Here is a 20,007-nt window from a genome sequence, read left to right on the forward strand (position 1 = left end):
TTGCCGGCGGCCGGCGGCAGGACAATCGTTCTCGGCCTGCTGCTGGGCCTCGTCGCCGCTGCGCCGGTTCACGGGGCTGACGACTTCACTTTCGAACTTCATGAACTGACAAAGAAAACCCATGAAATCGGGGGATTTGTCGAAATCGACGGCGAACACATGGAGATCAGGGAGGATGGCGCCGCCTCCCTGCTCAACTTCCGTGACGATCCCGTCTCGACCCTCGACCGGATGACCGTCGGCCTGCAGCTGCATGGTTCGTCGACCTGGCAGTCGGCAAGCATCAACTGGCTGGGCAAAGGGATCGCCGCCCAGGACGACCTCGGCTGGTCGGACTCCCTCGACCTCTACGAGGGGTACGCCACGCTGCGCCCTTCGGCGGAAATCAACGCCGCCATCGGCAAGAAATCGTACAAATGGGGCAAGGGATATGCCTGGAACCCCGTCGGTTTCATCAACCGCACCAAGGATCCGAACAATCCGGAGGAGGCGCTCGAAGGGTATGTCGCCGCCGAGGCGGAGTGGATCAAGAGCCGGCCGGGGGATCTGCAGAACATCGCCCTGACGGCGGCGATCGTGCCGGTGTGGAACGATGTCAACGAGGACTTCGGCAACGAGGACCATCTCAATCTGGCGGCGAAACTCTATCTCCTTTACCTCGACACCGACATCGACATCCTCGCCTTCACCGGCGACAGCCGGACCACCCGATTCGGCGTCGATCTGTCCCGCAACATCAGCAGCAATTTCGAAATCCATGGCGAAGTCGCCTGGTTCGCCGATATGCCCCGGACCATCCTGAGGAGCGACGGCGGCCTGCGCCGCGAAACCGGCGACCGCACCTCGCTGCTGGCCGGCATCCGTTACCTCACCAGCTTCGATCTGACGACGATCATCGAATACTACCATAACGGCATCGGTTACAGCGAAGCGGAGATGGAGCGGTTTTTTCATCTTGTCGACGAGGCCCGAGACCTCTATCTGACGAGTGGCGCCGCCAGTCTCTACGACCTGGCCGGGCAGATGAGCACTCAGGGATACGGCAGACCCTATGCGGGCAGGGACTACCTCTATGCCCGTTTGTCGTTGAAGGAACCCTTCGACATCCTGTACTTCACGCCGGCCCTGACAACGATCATCAACCTTCATGACAGGAGCTTTTCGATCACCCCCGAGATGGCCTACACCGGGTTCACCAACTGGGAACTGCTGCTGCGCCTCGCCCTGCTGAACGGTCCCGATTCCAGCGATTACGGCGAAAAGCAGAACAGCGGCAGACTGGAGTTGCGGGTCAGGTATTTTTTCTGAGATCGCCGGCCGGCAGTCTGCCAAAGCGGCCAGAGGCCGGCGCCCGCTCCTTTTTCCTTCCGTTTCGATTGACGGCAAGCGCCGGAGACATTACAAAAGGGTGAGGCGAGCCGACCTCCAAGGCGGTAGACACCTGGCCGCCCGGGGCGCAACCACGTGCTCTGCTCCCCCGAAGACCACCCCTTGCGATTCAACAGAAGAAACCCGGCCGCAGCGCCGGCTGGAAAGGATAATATCATGAGCTTACACGGTCGGATCGCGCTCATCCCGGGGGCCTCGCGTCCGGTCGGGCGGGCCATCGCCCGGCGCTTCGGCGAAGAGGGGGCCACCCTGATCCTCCCCGTCCACGACTGGCCGGAATCGACCCGGGAGATGACGGAGGAATTTGAGGGGCGGGGCTTTGCCTATGTGACCTTGGCGGTCGACCTGCGCGTCGGCGAGGCGGTGGCGGCCCTGGCGGCAACCGTTGAGGAAAGGTTCGGACGGCTCGACTTTCTGATCAACAATATCGAGCGCGGCGGCATGCCGGTGGTCCATGGCAGTTACGATCAGCCCCACAACCGCGGCCAGTGGGAGCTCGAACTGGCGACGACGCTGACCGCCAAGTGGCTGCTCTACCGCCATTGCCTGCCGCTGATGCAAAAAACCGGCGGGGCGGCGCTCGTCAACGTCACCTCGATCGCCGCGATGACCGGCCGCAGCGGCCCGGCCGCCCTGGTCTTCAACGACGGCTACAGCGCCGCCAACCGGGCGGTGTCGTCGTTGACCGAGACCTGGGCGCGGGAGGCCGGCCCGACGGTACGGGTCAACGAGATCATGCTCGGCCTGATCGATGGCCGCCACGGCGACCGGACCCGCGGCTGGGGGGCGCTGTCGCAGGAGCAGCGGGACGAACTGGTGCGGCACACCCTTCTTCACCGCACCGGTCTGCCGGAGGAGGTCGCGACGGCGGTGCTGTTCGTCGCCGTCGACGCCGCCTATATGACCGGGGCAGTGCTGCGACTCGATGGCGGTTTCGTCCTCGGCGGCGACCGGGTGCCGGCGATGCCGCCGGGTATCCTCTGAGCGGCGGGATTTAGCGGATGACCTTCATCCCGGCGGTCAGGTCAAGGAGCCTGGCCCGCTCGGCCTTCGTGAAGGCATCGAGACAACAGACGGCGTCGACGCAACCGAGGGCGGCCAGCAGGCGCTGATTGGGTTCGCCCTGTGCCCCTGCCGAGACGGCGACGAGCAGAAAATCCCCTTGCCGCCGCGCCTCCTCGAGGGCCTGGAGCATCGCCGTGTTCACCGGTTCGACGACCTCGCAGCACACCAACCGCTGCCTCACCCCCTGCCTCACCGCCAGCAGATCGAGACAGGCTGCCGCCGACGGCAGGATCTTGCTGACGTCCCGGAACGGGTACGAAGAAACGGCGAAAGAGCTGAAATGGGAGCGATAGTCCTCCCGTCGCCGCCACTTGACCGGGACCACGACCGCCTGCGGACCGTCAGCAGCGTCGGCCAGAATCCGGCCCCGGGGGTCGATGACCATCGAACTTCCGCCCAGGTTCATCCCCTCGACCTCGCCCCAGCCGTTGCAGGCGACGACAAAGGTCTGGTTCTCGACCGCGCGGACCTTGAGCATCGCCCGCCAGTGCTTGATCCGCGCCTGCGGCCACTCCGCCGAACAGAGCAACAGGTCGGCGCCCTGCTGGCATTGCCGCCGCGCCAGGTCCGGAAAGCGCAGGTCGTAGCAGACCAGGCAGCCGAGCCGCCCCAGCGGCGTCGCTACCGGGTAGGGCTCGATGCCGCAGATGAAGGCCTGATCCTCACCGCCGAAGGCGAACACCTGCTGTTTCCGATAGCACCCCAGGACACCGGCGGCGCCGCTGACATACAGCGTGTTGTAGAACATCTCGCCTTTGTCCTCTTCCGCCCGTTCCGGCAGCGAGCCGGCAAAGATGCAGTTGTAGCGGCCGGCGAGGATTGCCAGCTCCGCCAGCATCGTCGGGGTCTGGTCGGCCATCGCCTCGAACCGGCCATAGGCAAAGCCCGAGGCCCACAGCTCCGGCAGGACGACGAGGCTGCGATGAAGACCTTCGACCGACTCCAGGGCGGCAGCGACCTGTTGAAGATTGCGCTCCGGTTCGCCCGGTTGTATCCGGTACTGGACAAAACCGAGGCCGGCAAAGAGGTCATTTGCGCGTATCATCATAATCACACGTTTGATCCGGGACCGGCTGACATCGGTCCCACCGATTGCGTTGTCGGCGGGGGGCTATTGTTCTCCATGCCACCCCTGGCGAAGAAGGTCGGCGACGGTGCAGAGGAGGAAACCATCGCCGGTGTAAAACTTGAAGCGGTGCCGATCCTGCCGCAGGAAATCATAGTCCTTCCCCTCCAGCCGATCGCCGAGCAGCAGGAGACAGCGAACGGCCAGCCCCCGGACATCCCCATCCGGCGACTGGAGATACTGCCGGAGATCAGCGGCTATTCCCATCGCCGCCAGGGTCGACCGATAGCGGGGAACAAGCCTGCCGATCCCCCACAGCAGTCCCCGCTGCAGCATCGGCAATTCGATGAAGTTACCGTCCTGGAAGGCCTCCGGACCATCCTCGCGCATGTAGGAGACCAGCATGTGCAGGTACTCTTCGGCAAGGGGCCGGGACAGGAACATGATCTCGGCCATCGCCTCCGGCGCCCCCCAGCCGATCCCGCCCGATTCGTCGTTGAGGCTCCAGAGGAAGCGCCGCATGACGATGCGGGCCGATTCCATGTCCTGTCCGGCGATGCGATTGACGGTGGCGCCGAAGACGCTGACGGCATGCCAGCGGACCAGCTCGTCCCGATGGCAGAGGGCGGAGAACAGGGGCGCGATCAGGTCGCGGGGGGCCAGGGAGGCGGTTGTCTCGAGGATAGCGGCCAGATCTGGCCGGCCAAGCAGCGACAGAATTTCATTCTTTCTTTCCCGCCGTCCCATCGTCCACCCCTCCCTCATTCATCAAACCGGACGACCTCAATCCGAGCGACCGAAGAACAGGTAGATCACGAACCCGAGGACGACCGCTCCGCCAAAGGCGACCGGCAGGATTTTTGAGATCTGCAGTTCACCATCGACAATCAGGGAATTCATGTATTCGGTGCCGGACACCCACCACACCGCAAGCAGAATGGTGATGATGACCAGGTCCTTCCAGCTCTGGCGGTAGATCAGATAGGCGATCAGGATGCAGAACGGCACCAGGAACCAGGGATTGGTAAACAGACCGACGTAGTCGACCTCGATGATCTGTTGAACAAGGTGGGTCGAATCAAACCACTCCACAATCGTATTCCACATTTCGCTCACACGGGAAAATGAATATAATTTTTTTGCCTTCCGTTGCTGCCACCATCAACTCCTCCGGACATGGCCTCCACCGGCAAGGTCCCTGTCATGCGAACAGATGCGTGGCCCGCAACGCCCACCCCGACCTGAGGAAGTTGGGCTGCAAGCCCTCCTCTTCCCGGCCGTGATCAATCCTTGTCGCCATTCCGACTCCTCGGCTCCATGGAGACAATTCCGAAATGATACACTGCTGGAATGAAAGAGCAATTTTTTTCTCATCCCCTTTCCGGAAAAGAGGAGAAGGCGATCCACACCCGTCGGTTTTCGGAATCGTCAAAAATTCCGGATGGAAAAATCCTGTTGCCAAATAGCCCCGGCGGTTTACACTTTATTACATATTCAATCCGAGCCTCAACAGGAACGAGCATCAACACTCATGGACCGTCGAAAATCAAATATCGTGCTGATCGGCATGCCGGGATCGGGAAAGAGTACGGTCGGTATCATCCTTGCCAAAATGACGGCCAAGAACTACGTCGATACCGATGTCCTGATCCAACTTGCCGAGAACAGGACGCTGCAGGATATCGTCAACCGCGACGGCCACATGGCATTGCGTGATATCGAAGAGCGGGTGCTGCTGGGCGTTGTCTGCCGCAACCATGTCATCGCCACCGGCGGCAGCGCCGCCTACAGTGCCCGGGCGATGACCCACCTGAAACAGGAGGGTCTGTGCATCTTTCTGCATGTCGATCTGCCGACGCTCAAGACCCGGATCAGGAACTACGAAACCCGCGGCCTCGCCAAACGGCCGGAGCAGAGCTTTCAGGACCTCTTTGACGAGCGTCTGGGACTGTACCGCCGCTACGCCGATATCACCATTGCCGCCTCCGAGCTGAGCCAGGAAGCAGTCTGCGAGGAGATTATCGACGCGTTGAAAAATCGCACGGACACCATGGACGGAGGTCAGCGATAAGATGAAAGACAGTCTGCCGCCCCGCCTGGCGAGAGAGCTTGCGACCGTCTCGGCGATGATCGCCATCTACTGCCGCGACCACCATCAGCCGGCAGCGGGGCAACTTTGCCCGCAATGCCGCGAACTGGCGGCCTATGCCGCCAGAAGACTGGCGAAATGCCCGTTTCAGCAGAAAAAACCAACCTGCGGCAACTGCACCGTGCATTGTTACGCCCCGCGGTACCGTATCGAGGTCCGCAGCGTCATGCGCTATGCCGGCCCGAGGATGGTATGGGCCCATCCGCTGATGGCCCTCAGGCATCTGATCGACAGTCGCCGCCGGGCGCCGGTTCCCGGCCAGCGGCACCACAGCAGTCTTTCAACCCGGAACAAGCACAGGACAAAATCATGAAAATACTTCTTACCGGCGCTTCCGGACTTGTCGGCAGCGCCCTGGCCGAATCACTGTTCCAGCAAGGTCACAGCATCCGGCCGCTGCGCCGGCACAAGGACAAGAACCGGGATCGGTTGTGGGATACCGAAGCGCTTGACGCCGACGCCGATCAAACCCCCTTCGACGTCGTGATCAATCTGGCAGGGGAAAACGTCGCCAACAAGCGCTGGAATGCGCAACAAAAGGAGAAAATCCTGCGCAGTCGGGTGGACGGCACCGGGGAACTGGTGGACTATATCAGCCAGCCCGGCAAACGGCCGAAACTGTTGATCTGCGCCTCGGCGACCGGCTATTACGGCAACCGCGGCGACGCCATCGTCGACGAGCGGTCGCCGGTCGGATCCGGGTTTCTCGCCGAGGTGTGTCGTCAGTGGGAAGAAACGGCAATGAAGGCGGAGCTGGCGGGAATCAGGGTGGTGATCCTCCGCTTCGGCATGGTCCTGAGCCCGCGCGGCGGGGCGCTGCACAAGATGCTGCCGGCATTCAAGGCGGGGGTCGGCGGGGTTATCGGCGACGGCAACCAGTATATCGGCTGGATCAGCATCAACGACCTCGCCGGGATCGTCAATTTCGTGATCAACAACGAAGCGGCGACCGGCGCGTTCAACGCCGTCACCTCCACCCCGGTGACCAACAGGGTCTTTGTCAAGACCCTCGGCGAGGTCCTCAGGAGGCCGACGATCATGCCGGCCCCGGCCTTTCTGGTCCGGTTGCTGTTCGGAGAGATGGCTGACGAGATGGTGCTCAGCAGTTGCCGGGTCATCCCGACCCGGCTGCTCGAGGCCGGTTACCGGTTCAAGGAGGAGGATCTGCGCCAGGTCCTGCTCTCCTGCACCGGCAATTAACAGAGATAGGTCCTATTCCCCGGTAATCCGCTGCAGCGCTTCGAGGTAGCGGGACCGAGTCTTGTCGACGATCTCCGCCGGCAGCGGCGGTGGCGGCGGGGTCTTGTCCCAGGTCAGCGATGACAGGTAATCACGCAGGAACTGCTTGTCGTAGCTCGGCTGCCCCTGCCCCGGCGCATAGCGGTCGAGCGGCCAGAACCGCGACGAATCGGGAGTCAGGACCTCATCGATCAGGATGAGTTTGTCGTCTTTCACGCCCAGTTCGAATTTGGTGTCGGCGATGATGATTCCCTTCTGCAGGGCGTAATCGGCAGCCCGCTGGTAGAGGCGGGTGCTGATCGTCGCGATCTCCCGGGCCCGGTCGGCGCCGACGATCTTCTCCATCGCCGCCAGCGAGATATTTTCATCATGGGTGCCCAGCTCGGCCTTGGTCGAGGGGGTGAACAGCGGCTCGGCGAACTTGTCCGATTCCCGCATCCCCGGCGGCAGGACGAAGCCGCAGACGGTGGTATCCTGCTTGTAGGCGCTCCAGAACGACCCCGAAATATAGCCGCGGACGATGCACTCGATCGGCAGCGGCCGGGTCTTCCACACCAGCATGGACCTCCCCCGCAGCTCGTCGGCGTAGGGACGGCAGACCGCCGGATAGTCATCAACATCGGCGGTGATCAGATGATTGTCGACGATATCCGCCAGCAGTTCGAACCAGAACAGCGAGAGCCGGGTCAGGATCTCGCCCTTGCCGGGGATGACATCGTCCATCACCACGTCATAGGCCGAGATCCGATCGGTCGCCACCATCAGCAGCAGGTCGTCGAAGCCCGGCAGGGCGTACATATCCCGGACCTTGCCGCGGTGCACAAGGATCAAGTCGGCAAAATCGGTCGTCTTCACGATCGTCATAGAGATTCCTTCAGTTGGTATGTTCTTCATTGGTTCCGCCGGACACTCGGTCGGCGGCCGCCACCGGCTTCTCAGCCTTCTTCCCCTTGCCCGGAACCGCCCCGTGGTACTGCGGGCAGCGGGTATTGTAATAGCTGACCAGGTCCAGGGTCAAGGAACCGATCACCAGTTTTGAATTGATCCGCACCGGCACCCGGCACTGATCGTCGGTATACCAGATGACCGTATCCCCACTCTTGTCGTACAGCCCCTTGAACTCGAGGATCGGCGTCACCTGCATGGTTTCGACCGTTCCCAGGACTGTCCCCTCCAGGGTTTCCCGGGCCAGGACCTTGACCTGGACCTCGTTGCGCCGTTTATCGGCAAAGGTCGGAACCAGAAAGGCCTGGCCGACCGTAAACGGCATGACCCGACTGCCGAGAAAGGCCGAAAACTCGTTATGGATCGGCGCCTCCACCATGTAGGTGGTCGAAGGGTCGTCGTTCTTCTTGTACCAGATCCTGCCGGTCTGCTGATTGTACCTCGTCAGGCGATAGGCCTCGTAATTGAACCCTTCCTTCTGTTTGACTTCGTACCGCGACGGCAGGCGGTCCCGGCCGAGCACCGTCGTCACATGCACGTCCCGGACCGGGTAGATCCCGTGGATGGCGCCGTTCTCGGTGGTGATGACCGTCTTGACCAGGTGCGTCGCCGTCTTCATCCCCTTGATCCGCTTGATCTCCAGGCTCAACTCGCCGATCTTCACCCCGCCGGTCCAGAAGACCTCGTACAGCATCTTTTCACCGTCGACATAGGCCGTCTCCAGCAGTTCCTGGTCAATCACGCCATAGGGGAGAGCGCCGGCGGCAGACGTCTCCTCGGCAGCGGCGGCAGCGGCAGGCAGTACCAGGCCGAGCAGCAGGACAATGGTCCGGAAATATCGTCTCATCTCCTCAGTTCTCCATGGTCAGCAGGGACAGCAGGGTGGCGATGAAAATGGTCAGACTGATGAAACCGTTCATCGAAAAGAACGAGGCCTTGATCCGCGACAGATCGCGCGGGGTCACGATCAGATGCTGGTAGAACAGGGCCCCGGCGGTCAGCGCCAGGCCGAGATAGTACCAGTGGTTGAGACCCATCACCACCCCGGTGGCGGTGAACAGCAGAAAGGCGAGGACGTGGAAGAAAACGGCAAGGCGGAAGGCCCTTTGCCGCCCGAGCCGCGACGGCAGCGAAAAGAGATCGCTGTCCTTGTCGAAGTCGGCATCGAGGCAGGCATAGATGGTGTCGAAACCGGCCACCCAGAACAGCACCCCGGCGGAGAGGACGAAGGGGTAGCCGGCCAGACTCCCCGTCACCGCGACCCAGCCGCCCAGCGGAGAAATGGCCAGGGCCAGACCGAGGACGATGTGGCAGAGGCTGGTGAAACGCTTGGTGTAGGAGTAGAACAGCGTCAGGGCCAGGGCGAAGGGGGAGATCTGCAGGGTCAGGGGGTTGAGCCGGGCGCAGGCGAAAAAGAACAGCAGGGCCGAGAGCACCACCATCGCCCAGGCCTCGGCCATCTTGACCTCGCCGCTGGGGATGGCCCGGTTGGCGGTGCGGGGATTGGCCTGGTCGAAACGCCAGTCGACGATCCGGTTGAACCCCATGGCGGCGGTCCGCGCCCCGACCATCGCCACAGCCACCCACACGATGACGGTCGCTCCCGGCACCCCGCCGGCCGCCAGGCAGGCGCCGGTAAAGGCAAAGGGCATCGCGAAGATCGTCAGCTCGAACTTGATCATCTCGGCCAGGATGGCGATTTTCTTCAGCACAGGGGCTCGTCCCCCCACCGTTTACGATTCGCGACCTGTATTCCCAGCTGATCGGCGAGCCGCCAGGCACAGGTCTGGGCCGCCTCTTCCAGCGTTGCCGGCCGGAGATAATGGCCGGGCAGCGGCGGACAGATGATTGCACCGGCGTCATGGGCGGTCAGCATGTTCTGGAGATGGGTGCGGTTGAAGGGGGTTTCCCGGACCGCCAGGACCAGGGTTCGCCTCTCCTTCAGCATGACATCGGCGGCACGGTGGATCAGGTTGATAGAGAGGCCCGAGGCGATCGCCGCCAGGGTCCCCATCGAACAGGGGAGGACGATCATGCCCCCGTAGCGGCTCGATCCCGAGGCCGGCGGGGCGGCGAAATCGTCATGTTCAAACCAGCGGGCGATGGCGGGGAGAGCCGCCGGGTCGATCCCCTCCTCCATCTCCAGGACCTTGCGCCCGGAGGGGGAACAGATCCCATGGACCTCGATGCCGCTGGCGGCGATGACTCTGAGAAAGGCTCGGAGATAGAGCATGCCGCTGGCGCCGGTGACGGCGACAAGCAGTCTGTGGGGGGCTCCAGTTTGCATGGTTGATCCGCCGGCGGTAGTGGTTCTTTCCCGTCTGTCAGGCGGCAGCGGGCAGTCTGTGGATCTTCAGCGGCAGGGCCGCGGCCGAGGCCTCGCCCCTGGCTATCAGATAGCCGAAATACTTCTCCAGGGCGAGCTGTTTTTCCGCCCCGAGATCGTGCTCGATCGCCCGCAGATAAGCGTAGCAATCCTCGCAATCCATCGGAATGCGCGGGGCGACCCGGGAGCAGATCAGATACATCTCCTCCCGTCCCCGGGCCCGGCAGCGCAGGAACTCCCGGTGGATCTCGGCCAATTCCCCGGCATGGCTGCGGCAGTACTCCTCCCGCACCGCAAAAACGGCGAAGACAAAGGGCAGTCCGGTTTCCCGCTTCCAGATCTCGCCCAGATCATAGCGATAGCGGAAGCGGTCTTCCCGGGCCAGCCGCAGGGCATCATCGCCGATCGCCAGCACCGCCGTGACCTGAGCGGCAACGGTCCGGGTGTCGCCAGTGGCGTAGACCGGTCTGACGCCGACAAATTCCTCGAGGATCACCCGCACCAGGGCCGCCGAGGTCTTCGACTGGCTGGTGAGCAGCACCGACCGGCCGTCAAGCCCTTCCAGCGGTTCGCGGGAGAACAGAAACACCGATCCCACCGGCCCGTTGGCGCTGATCGACAGGTCTTCCATGATGCGGTAGTTCTCCGGCCGCTCACTGTATTCAAATGAGGACACGACGCCGATGTCGAGCTCGCCGGCGGCCAGCATCCGGCACAACGCCGCCGGCGCATCCTCGTGCACCAGCCAGTCCTGCCGTCGAACGGTCTCCTTCCAGACCTCGTAGATCGGAGCGGTATTGATATAGTTGACCATACCGATCCGGCATCCGGATCTTCGATCTGTATTGTTCATGAAGTTCATACCAGGAGGACCGATTGACACCTCAGACAAGGGAATAATCCATGCGCCGCTGCCGCGGGGTGAAGCCGGCGTCTTCCACCAGCCGGCAGATCTCCTCTTTTGTCAGCCGGAAGCTGATGCCGGCGGCGGCGACGACGTTTTCCTCTATCATCGTGCTGCCGAAATCATTGGCGCCGAAGAACAGGGACAGCTGGGCGATTTTCGGCCCCTGAGTGACCCACGAGGCCTGGACATTGGCAAAGTTGTCGAGATAGAGGCGCGACAGGGCGAGGGTCCGCAGGTAGCCCGTAGCGGTCGTCTTCTCGATTCCGGCCAGCACCGTGTTGTCCGGCTGGAACGGCCAGGGGATGAAGGCGGTGAAGCCGCCGGTACGATCCTGCAACCCGCGCAGGCGGCGGAGATGCTCGAGCCGCTCGGCCATGATCTCGATGTGACCGAACATCATCGTCGCCGTCGTCCGCAGGCCCTGATGGTGCGCCTCTTCCATCACTTCCAGCCACTGGTCGGCACTGCACTTGCGCGGCGCCGCCGCCTGACGGACCCGATCGCAGAGGATCTCGGCCCCGCCGCCGGGGATCGAATCGAGGCCGGCGGCGACCAGCCGCTGCAGCACCTGCCGCACCGGCAGACCGGACAGCTGCGCGAAATGCCAGACCTCCGGCGGCGAGAAGCCGTGGGTGTGGATGCCGCGAGTCTTGATGAAGCGCAGCATCTCCTCGTAATATTCCAGAGGCAGATCGGGATGCAAGCCGCCCTGGAGCAGGATCTGGGTGCCGCCGAGGGCCTTGGTCTCGTCGATCTTGTGCCCGAGCTCGTCAAAGGACAGCAGGTAGCCGCCCCGATCCTCCGGCGTCTTGAAGAAGGCACAGAACTTGCAGGCCGAGATGCAGATGTCGGTGTAGTTGATGTTACGGTCGATGACGTAGGTGACGATCCGCTCGGGATGGAGGCGACGGCGCACGGCATCGGCGAGAAAGGCGAGGTCGTAGAGACCGGCCCGCTCCGCCAGGAGAAGGAAATCGTCGTCGCCAAGCCGCCCGCCGTCGCTCAGGCGGGCCTGAATGTCCGCAATCCGCCGGTCCGTCATCGCCGCCCCTCAGCCCTCGGTCCCATGGACCCGGAGGACATTGTACAGGGTATCGCGTTCGACCGGCACCCGCCCGGCCTCCCGGATCAACCGCACCAGGGTGGTGCTGCCGATGGCCTGGTCGGTGTCGGCGCCGGCCATGTGGGTGATGACCTCCTCCTTGACCGTGCCGTCCATGTCGTCGGCGCCGAACGACAGCGCGATCTGGGCCAGCTTCGGCCCGATCATCACCCAGTAGGCCTTGATGTGCGGGAAGTTGTCGAGGAACAGCCGGGCGACGGCGATGTTCTTCAGGTCGTCGATGCCGGTGGTTTTCGACAGCCCGGCCAGCGCCGTATTCTGGGGATGGAAGGCCAGCGGGATGAAGGCGAGGAAGCCGCCGGTCTCATCCTGGGCCTGGCGCAGGGCGGCGAGATGCTCCAGCCGTTCCTCGATCGTCTCGACATGGCCGTAGAGCATCGTCGCGTTGGTGCGGAGACCGTGGCGGTGGGCGGTCTTGGCGATCTCGAGCCAGTCGTCGCCGGACAGCTTTTTCTCGCAGGTCAGCCGGCGGATGCGGGGGCTGAAGACCTCGGCGCCGCCGCCCGGCATCGAGCCGAGCCCGGCCTCCTTCAGGACCTCGAGGGTGTCGCCGACCGATTTGCCGGCCAGTCCGGCCAGATGGGCGATTTCGACGCAGGTGAAGGCCTGGATGTGGACCTCCGGCCGCTCCGCCCTGATCCCGCGCAGCATCTCGAGGTAGTAAGAGAAGGGCAGATCGGGATGGATGCCGCCGACGACGTGGATCTCGGTGATCGGCTCGTCGAGCCGCTCCCGGACCTTGCGCCTGACCTCGTCGACCGACATCTCGTAGGCCTTGTCGGCCCCCTTCTCCTTACCGAAGGCGCAGAATTTGCACAGGTTGGTGCAGATGTTGGAGTAGTTGATGTGCTGGTTGTAGATGAAGTAGGCGCGGTCGCCGTTGAGCCGGGTACGGACGATATCGGCCAGATAGCCGAGGGCGAGGATGTCGTGGCTGCGATAGAGCTGCAGGCCCTCATCGTGGGTCAGACGTCGACCCGTTTCAACCTTGTCAAGAATCGCGCCGAAACCGGCCTGTTCAATGTATTTTTTCACGGCAATAAAAAAGCCGGGCGATGCACCCGGCTTGTCCTTGAGATAATGGGTGAGTGTCAATCGATGAAGAACTTCAGCTTCTCCCGCCGGCTCGAGTGCCGCAAGCGGTTGAGCGCCTTCTTCTCGATCTGGCGGATACGCTCGCGGGAGACATTGAAGCGCTTGCCGATCTCCTCGAGGGTGTATTCCGCCTTCTCACCGATGCCGAAGCGCAGGCGGATGATCTTTTCCTCGCGCTCGCTGAGGGTGGAGAGGATCTCGGTCACCCGGCCGGCCAGTTCCCGGGTCTGGACCGCATCGTAGGGAGACTGCGATTCCTGGTTTTCGAGGAAATCGCCAAGGGTCGAGTCATCGTCGCCGACCGGGGTCTCGAGTGAGATCGGTTCCCGCGATGCCTCGAGGATCGACAGGATCTTGTCCATCGGCAGGTTGGTCGCCTTCGAGATCTCGAGCGGCGTCGGTTCCCGCCCCAGTTCTTTGAACAGGGCGTAGAATGCCTTGAAGAACTGGCTGCGCAGCTCGAGAAAGTGCACCGGCAGCCTGATGGTCCTGGTCTTGTCGAGGATGGCCCTGGTGATCGCCTGGCGGATCCACCAGCTGGCGTAGGTCGAAAACTTGTTGCCCTTGGTGTAGTCGAAGCGGAACACCGCCCGCATCAGCCCGAGGTTGCCTTCCTGGATCAGATCGGCCAGGGTCAGGCCCTGGTGCATGTAGCGCTTGGCGATCGACACCACCAGGCGGAGATTGGCCCGGATCATCGTGTCCTTGGCGATCTCGATCGACCGGCTGTAGGCCTCGAGCTTGGCCTGCAGCTCGAACAATTCACGGATATCCGGATATTTTTTCGATGCACTGGCCACCGAATAGCGCATGAAATTCAACTGCTGCTTCTTCGGTTTGAGGGTCGGGTCGCGTTTTTCCCAGAGATCGATGCGCTCGGTCAGGAGACGCATCTCCTTGACGCCGGATCCATCCTCCCGGATCGCCTGGATGATCGACTCGAATCCCTGGCGGATGGTCTTGCTGTACTTCGCCTCTTCCTCAGGGGTCAGGAGATCGAAGCGCCCCATCTCCCGCAGGTAGGTGGTGGTGGTCTCCTCGGCTTCGTGGACGTCGTCCTCGCCGCTGCTGCCGATCATCTCGTCCTTGAGTTCATCAATATCCAGCGATGCCTCATCCTTCTTCTCCCAGATCTCTCCGGAAAGGGTCCGTTTTTCTCCAGACTCCTCGATGGTGACAATCTCGATGTCGTGGGCACCAAGAAAATTGAAAATACTCTCTATTGCACTCGGATCCTTGATATCTTCAGGCAACAGTTCATTCAGGTCGCTGAAACTGATACACCCTTCCGATTTTCCGGCCTTGAGAAGATTTTCTTTAAGTTCTGACAGCACTGAAATACCACTCCATTGCTTGGATTTATAAGATTACCGGGTGCGCAGGTTGCAGTTGATCGATAATCTATCTGATATGATAGAGATTGCCTCTGTAGAAATCCTTGTTTGAAAATTCACCGGCAGAATCCCTTCTCAACGAACCGCGGCATGGCTGCAAAACATTCAATGTTAATTCATCATCAACAAAAAAGCAATTTGTTAAAATTGGACACAGGGCCATCAACAATGTGCTGGTAAAAACGCCGTTATCCATGGCAAGATACACGGGTACAAAGGGGAAGGAAGGCTGCGGTAATCACTGTCTCATATTATATCATTCTTCAACCGAGATACAAGCCCGCGCCCCGTGCTTTTCCGCCATGAGGCCGCCTGCTGCTCCCATCATACCGAATTAACATATTTTTTCATACAGCGAGACCAAAACTATGCATTCCACCCAAGCCTCAAGACGGGCAAGCGGCATCCTGGCCCATATCAGCTCCCTCCCCTCGCCGTATGGCATCGGCGACATCGGCCCCTCGAGCTACGCCTTTCTTGATTTCCTTCTCGCCGCCGGACAGAGTTGCTGGCAGTTCCTGCCGACCGTCCCCACCAACTCCCTGTTTGACAATTCGCCGTATATGAGTTCCTCCGCCTTCGCCGGATCCCCCCTGCTTATCTCGCCTGAACTCCTCTACGCCGAAGGCTTGATTTCCGACCACAGCCTCCGCCATCACCCCGACTTCTCCCCCTACAGCACCGACTACGCCGCCGTCACCGACTACAAGGAGGAGCTGCTGACGGAGGCCTGCGAGCGGTTTTCCGGATTCGACGACAACGCCTTCCACCATTTTACGACATCATCGCCGTGGCTCGACGACTACGCCCTGTTCATGACGCTCAAGGAGAAGTTCGGCAACGCCGGCTGGTTCGACTGGCCTTCGGAACTGGCGAGGCGGGATTCGGCGGCGCTTGCTGCCTTCAAACATGAAAACATGTCGCGTTTCCAGTATTTCCGCTTCGAGCAGTACGAATTTTTCCGTCAGTGGCGCCTTCTCCGCCAGGCCGCGGAAAAGACGGGGGTCCGGCTGTTCGGCGATCTTCCGGTCTATGTCGGCCTCGACAGTGTCGACGTCTGGACCCATCAGTCGATCTTCGCCCTCGATGAGCGGACGCTGCTGCCGACCCACGTCGCCGGCGTCCCCCCTGATTATTTCAGCGCCACCGGTCAGCGCTGGGGCAACCCCCTCTACCGCTGGCACACCGACGATGCGGCGACCAGGAAACTCCTGGCCGACTGGTGGACGAGCCGGATCGCGGCAATATTCAGCATGGTCGACATGGCGAGAATCGATCACTTCCGCGGCTTCGAATCGTACTGGTCGATCCCGGCCGCATGCGACACCGCCGTCGAAGGCCAATGGCAACGCGGCCCCGGCAAGGTCTTTTTCGACGGCATCTTCGAGCGGCTGGGCAGGCTCGACATCATCGCCGAGGATCTCGGGATCATCACCCCCGAAGTCCTGACGTTGCGCGACAGCCTTGGATTTCCCGGGATGAAGGTCCTCCAGTTCGCCTTCGACGGCAACCCCGCCAACAGCTTTCTGCCATACAACTATACTACCCCCAACTGTGTCGTCTACACCGGCACCCACGACAACGACACCACCGTCGGCTGGTTCCTCAGCGACCGGGTCGACGACGGGATGCGCCGGGAGATCAAGGGGCATGCCAATCGCCGGCTGGACGACGGCAGTGGCATCCATGAGGACCTGATCTACATGGCAATGGCATCGATCGGTCGATTGACGATCCTGCCGCTGCAGGATCTTCTCGGTTTCGGCAGCGACTGCCGGATGAACACCCCCGGTCTGGCCAACGGCAACTGGCGCTGGCGCTGTGCTCCGGAATACCTGACCCCGGAGCGGGCAGCGTTCCTCAATGAACTGACGGTGCGCTTTGGCCGGGAACGAGCCCGATGATGGCTGAACCCTTGCAATCAAGCGGTATTTTCCCCGCGAATGAAAAACGGATCGACGAGAACAAAGCCTTGACAAGCCCCAGACAGTCTTGTAAAAGAGTCAGCACATCTGGCCCCATCGTCTAGTGGCCTAGGACACTGGCCTCTCACGCCGGTAACAGGGGTTCGAGTCCCCTTGGGGTCACCACTCAACAAAACAAGGACTTACAGTTCATTCTGTAGGTCCTTTTTTGTTTCCTGAAAATCTTATCCAACCTTTTCCCCTCTCCGCCGGCGGACTCTTCACAATCGGATCGTCACCCTGCCGGTCAGCTTCCCCGCCAGGCACCTTGCTGCAATCTCAGACAGCCATGACCTTTGGCTGCCCCTTGGTCATCGAGACCAGCGACGACAGCCTCAGTCTGGAGGACGCCGCATTTGGGGTTTATTTCATCAGCAAAATGTGATAGGTATTAGGTAACAAGGTATCGAAGATAATGATACCTGACCCAAGGGAGAGAGATGTCCTCCCTTTGACAGGCGCATCGGCTTGCAGTTCATGCCAGAGGCTTTTCTGTCCCATCTTCCATCGATCGGGAAGAGGCTGTGACTGTGCTTTGCACGTCCTCCACCGCCGTTCCAATCCGTCTTTTGCGTCAGTATCACTCTGTCTGGACAATAGTTGTTTAGACGATACCTGCCTGCTGCCTGGACAAGAGTTGTTTGGACACATTGGCCTGATTTCGCGCTGTTAACCGTACTTCGGGTTGTTTTGGCCTGCAGAAGGCGAAACGATCTCGTCATGCATACACCCTAATGGAGAAAAACCATGGAGGAGACAATGAAGCGGCTGCAGCATCTGCTCAAGGAAGGAAAAATGGATCGCCGCCAGCTTTTACAGGCTGCGGCGGCGCTCGGCATCACCGCATCACTCGATACAACCTGGCTTTCCGGTATTGCCCGCGCCGGTGAGGCTCCGAAACGTGGCGGCCGCCTTCGGATCGGCATCTCGGGCGGCTCGACCACCGATGCTCTCGACCCGGCGAACACCACCGACATGATGATGCAGGTGTTTATCTATGGGGCACTCGGCAACAACCTGGTGGAGATTGACGCCACGGGCAAGCCGGTGCCGGAACTGGCGGAGAGCTGGGAGTCCAGTCCGGATGCCAAGACCTGGACCTTCACCCTGAAAAAGGGGGTGGAATTCCATAACGGCAAAACCATGGACAGCGACGACGTCATCTACTCCATCAACCATCATCGCGGCGCTAACAGCAAATCGGGGGCCAAGACGATCGTCAAAGCGATCACCGATATCAAGAAGGACGGCAAGAACAAGGTCATCTTCGAACTGGAGAACGGCAACGCCGACTTGCCGTTTATCATGACCGATTACCATCTGGTTATCGGCCCCAAAGATGTCGACTTCAACACCGGCATATTCACCGGCGGCTACAAGGTGGAAAATTTTGAACCGGGAGTCCGCGCCTATGCCAGACGTCATCCCAACTATTTCAAAAGCGACCGGGCCTGGTTTGACGAGATCGAACTCCTGGGCATAAGCGACGTCAATGCCCGGACCAACGCCCTGAAGACCGGGCAGATCGACGTCATGAACCGCTGCGAACTGAAGGCCGTCCACCTGCTGAAGCGCAGCAAGGGGTTGCAGGTCATGCAGCAGAACGGCTACAAGCACTTCACCTTTGCAATGCGCTGCGATACGGCCCCGTTCGGCAATAACGATGTGCGCCTGGCCCTGAAATACGCCATCGATCGCGAACAGATGGTCAAGACCATCCTGCGCGGCTATGGCGTTGTGGGCAACGACCACCCGATCGCCCCGAGCAACCGCTACTTCGCCTCGGAACTGCCCCAGCGCACCTATGATCCGGACAAGGCCAAATTCCACCTCAAAAAGGCCGGCATGGCCAATAGCGCCACGTTTACCCTGCACACCGCCGAGGCGGCATTTGTCGGAGCGGTCGACGCCGGCGTGCTCTACAGGGAACAGGCGGCCAAGGCCGGCATCACCATCGATGTGTCCCGCGAACCAAACGACGGCTACTGGAACAATGTCTGGATGAAGAAACCCTGGTGCGCCGTCTTCTGGGCCGGCCGACCCACCGAAGATTTGATGTTCTCCACCGCCTACGCCAAGGGGGGCGCATGGAACGACACCTTCTGGGACAACGCCCGCTTCAACGAATTGCTGGTGCAGGCGAGAAGCGAGTTAGATGAGACCAAGCGGCGCAGTATGTACGTGGAGATGCAGCGGCTGGTCCACGACGACGGCGGCGCGGTCGTACCGATGTTCAGCTCCGATCTGTCCGCCGCAAGCGAAAAGGTCGGACATGGCGACCTGGCGGTCAACGCGGAACTCGATGGTTTCAAGGCGCCTGAGCGCTGGTGGTTTAAAGGATAAGGGACTGTCACTTTATGCAACAATGGCATTTCCATCCCGTCGTCAGACTCCTGGCGCAGCGTATCGGCCTTGGGCTGCTGACCCTGTGGGTTATCTCCCTGCTCATCTTTGTGGGTATCCAGCTGTTGCCCGGCGACCTGGCCGACGCTGTTCTCGGCCAGAGTGCCACTCCGGAGACCGTGGCCGCCTTCCGTCACGAGCTGAAACTCGACCTGCCGCCGCATATTCGCTATTTGCACTGGCTGTCCGGCGCTGTCGAAGGCGATTTCGGCCGATCCCTGGCCAATCAGCGGCCCGTCGCCGAGTTGATCGGCTGGCGGTTCGGCAACAGCCTTTTCCTGGCCGGGGTAACAGCGCTCATCGCCGTTCCCCTCGCCGTCGTGCTGGGACTTATGGCCGCGCTGTACCGCAATACGCTGTTCGACAAGCTGATATCGACCTCGACCTTGAGCGTCATCTCCTTCCCGGAGTTTTTTGTGGCGTATATCCTGATCGCCCTGTTTTCGGTGCAGCTGCCTTTTTTCCCGTCCATTGCCAGCATTACACCGGACATGGGCCTGGGGCAGAAACTCTATGCCGTCTTCCTCCCCTGTCTCACCCTGGCGCTGGTGGTCACCGCCCACATGATGCGGCAGACCCGGGCGGCGATCATCAACATTCTCGCCAGCGCCTATATTGAAATGGCCAACCTCAAGGGCTTGAAACGGATGAGGATCGTGGTACTCCACGCCTTTCCCAACGCCCTGTCGCCGGTGATCAACGTCATCGCCCTGAACCTCGCCTACCTGGTGGTCGGCGTGGTGATTGTCGAGGTTGTCTTTGTCTATCCCGGCCTCGGCCAACTGCTGGTGGATTCGGTGGCCAAACGTGATATCCCCGTGGTGCAGGCCAGTGGCCTGATCTTTGCGACCACGTACGTATTGCTCAATCTCCTTGCCGACATCCTCTCCATCCTCTGCAACCCCCGGCTGCGCAGCCCGCGATGAGGCCCGGGTATTCCGC

The 20,007-nt window shown here is 61.3% G+C and carries 19 protein-coding genes and 1 tRNA gene; 9 read left to right on the top strand and 11 right to left on the bottom strand.

The window, feature by feature from the left end:
• Positions 1-1,308, top strand: coding sequence for a hypothetical protein (locus tag HNQ81_RS01935; RefSeq protein ID WP_183347744.1), 1,308 nt, complete (start codon positions 1-3; stop codon positions 1,306-1,308).
• Positions 1,309-1,545: 237 nt separating this feature from the next.
• The gene (locus HNQ81_RS01940) at positions 1,546-2,373 is read left to right on the top strand and encodes an SDR family NAD(P)-dependent oxidoreductase (protein ID WP_183347746.1); all 828 of its coding nucleotides are present in this window, start codon (positions 1,546-1,548) and stop codon (positions 2,371-2,373) included.
• A 10-nt stretch (positions 2,374-2,383) separates the two neighbouring features.
• Here the strand turns inward: HNQ81_RS01940 and HNQ81_RS01945 are convergent, their stop codons facing one another.
• The 3 genes from HNQ81_RS01945 to HNQ81_RS01955 form a co-directional block, all read right to left on the bottom strand.
• A complete protein-coding gene (locus HNQ81_RS01945) occupies positions 2,384-3,502 on the bottom strand; it encodes a nitrilase-related carbon-nitrogen hydrolase (RefSeq protein WP_183347748.1) in 1,119 nt (372 codons plus the stop codon).
• A 63-nt stretch (positions 3,503-3,565) separates the two neighbouring features.
• Positions 3,566-4,267, bottom strand: a complete 702-nt coding sequence (locus HNQ81_RS01950) for a DVU0298 family protein (protein WP_183347750.1) — start codon at positions 4,265-4,267, stop codon at positions 3,566-3,568.
• A gap of 36 nt (positions 4,268-4,303) precedes the next feature.
• Positions 4,304-4,627, bottom strand: a complete 324-nt coding sequence (locus tag HNQ81_RS01955) for a hypothetical protein (RefSeq protein ID WP_183347752.1) — start codon at positions 4,625-4,627, stop codon at positions 4,304-4,306.
• Positions 4,628-5,051: 424 nt separating this feature from the next.
• Between HNQ81_RS01955 and HNQ81_RS01960 the strand changes: the two genes are divergently transcribed.
• The 3 genes from HNQ81_RS01960 to HNQ81_RS01970 are packed head-to-tail and all read left to right on the top strand — an operon-like array spanning position 5,052 to position 6,869.
• Entirely contained in the window at positions 5,052-5,591 is a 540-nt protein-coding gene (locus HNQ81_RS01960) for a shikimate kinase (RefSeq protein WP_183347754.1), read from the top strand.
• A 1-nt stretch (position 5,592) separates the two neighbouring features.
• Entirely contained in the window at positions 5,593-5,982 is a 390-nt protein-coding gene (locus HNQ81_RS01965) for a nitrous oxide-stimulated promoter family protein (RefSeq protein WP_183347756.1), read from the top strand.
• On the top strand, positions 5,979-6,869 hold the full coding sequence (locus tag HNQ81_RS01970) for a TIGR01777 family oxidoreductase (protein WP_183347758.1): 891 nt from the start codon (positions 5,979-5,981) through the stop codon (positions 6,867-6,869). Before HNQ81_RS01965 ends, HNQ81_RS01970 begins: the two co-directional genes overlap by 4 nt.
• 12 nt (positions 6,870-6,881) lie before the next feature.
• Here the strand turns inward: HNQ81_RS01970 and HNQ81_RS01975 are convergent, their stop codons facing one another.
• The 8 genes from HNQ81_RS01975 to HNQ81_RS02010 are packed head-to-tail and all read right to left on the bottom strand — an operon-like array spanning position 6,882 to position 14,638.
• On the bottom strand, positions 6,882-7,772 hold the full coding sequence (locus tag HNQ81_RS01975; RefSeq protein ID WP_183347760.1) for a phosphoribosylaminoimidazolesuccinocarboxamide synthase: 891 nt from the start codon (positions 7,770-7,772) through the stop codon (positions 6,882-6,884).
• Positions 7,773-7,782: 10 nt separating this feature from the next.
• Entirely contained in the window at positions 7,783-8,700 is a 918-nt protein-coding gene (locus tag HNQ81_RS01980; protein WP_183347762.1) for a DUF3108 domain-containing protein, read from the bottom strand.
• Between the two features lie 4 nt (positions 8,701-8,704).
• Positions 8,705-9,565: a UbiA-like polyprenyltransferase gene (locus tag HNQ81_RS01985; protein ID WP_183347764.1), complete on the bottom strand. Its 861-nt coding sequence runs from the start codon at positions 9,563-9,565 to the stop codon at positions 8,705-8,707.
• Complete coding sequence (locus HNQ81_RS01990) at positions 9,559-10,140, bottom strand: UbiX family flavin prenyltransferase (protein WP_183347766.1); 582 nt, start codon at positions 10,138-10,140, stop codon at positions 9,559-9,561. Before HNQ81_RS01990 ends, HNQ81_RS01985 begins: the two co-directional genes overlap by 7 nt.
• Before the next feature lie 37 nt (positions 10,141-10,177).
• Complete coding sequence (locus HNQ81_RS01995; protein WP_183347768.1) at positions 10,178-11,032, bottom strand: menaquinone biosynthetic enzyme MqnA/MqnD family protein; 855 nt, start codon at positions 11,030-11,032, stop codon at positions 10,178-10,180.
• 31 nt (positions 11,033-11,063) lie between these two features.
• Entirely contained in the window at positions 11,064-12,128 is a 1,065-nt protein-coding gene (gene mqnC / locus HNQ81_RS02000; RefSeq protein WP_183347770.1) for a cyclic dehypoxanthinyl futalosine synthase, read from the bottom strand.
• Positions 12,129-12,137: 9 nt separating this feature from the next.
• Positions 12,138-13,244 (bottom strand): aminofutalosine synthase MqnE, encoded by a 1,107-nt coding sequence (mqnE, locus tag HNQ81_RS02005; RefSeq protein ID WP_183347772.1) that lies wholly within the window; start codon positions 13,242-13,244, stop codon positions 12,138-12,140.
• Positions 13,245-13,300: 56 nt separating this feature from the next.
• Positions 13,301-14,638 carry a sigma-70 family RNA polymerase sigma factor gene (locus HNQ81_RS02010; RefSeq protein WP_183347774.1) on the bottom strand — a complete coding sequence of 446 codons (1,338 nt, stop codon included), beginning with the start codon at positions 14,636-14,638 and terminating at the stop codon, positions 13,301-13,303.
• Between the two features lie 428 nt (positions 14,639-15,066).
• Here HNQ81_RS02010 and malQ point away from each other — a divergent pair, with 428 nt between their 5' ends.
• The 4 genes from malQ (at position 15,067) to HNQ81_RS02030 (ending at position 19,991) form a co-directional block, all read left to right on the top strand.
• Positions 15,067-16,602: a 4-alpha-glucanotransferase gene (gene malQ / locus HNQ81_RS02015; protein ID WP_183347776.1), complete on the top strand. Its 1,536-nt coding sequence runs from the start codon at positions 15,067-15,069 to the stop codon at positions 16,600-16,602.
• A 110-nt stretch (positions 16,603-16,712) separates the two neighbouring features.
• A tRNA-Glu gene (locus HNQ81_RS02020) sits at positions 16,713-16,788 on the top strand.
• A gap of 621 nt (positions 16,789-17,409) precedes the next feature.
• Entirely contained in the window at positions 17,410-19,005 is a 1,596-nt protein-coding gene (locus HNQ81_RS02025) for an ABC transporter substrate-binding protein (RefSeq protein WP_183347778.1), read from the top strand.
• A gap of 14 nt (positions 19,006-19,019) precedes the next feature.
• Positions 19,020-19,991, top strand: a complete 972-nt coding sequence (locus HNQ81_RS02030; RefSeq protein WP_183347780.1) for an ABC transporter permease — start codon at positions 19,020-19,022, stop codon at positions 19,989-19,991.
• Positions 19,992-20,007: the final 16 nt, after the last annotated feature.

The sequence above is a fragment of the Desulfoprunum benzoelyticum genome (assembly GCF_014201505.1).
GTDB classification, from domain to species: Bacteria; Desulfobacterota; Desulfobulbia; order Desulfobulbales; family Desulfocapsaceae; genus Desulfoprunum; species Desulfoprunum benzoelyticum.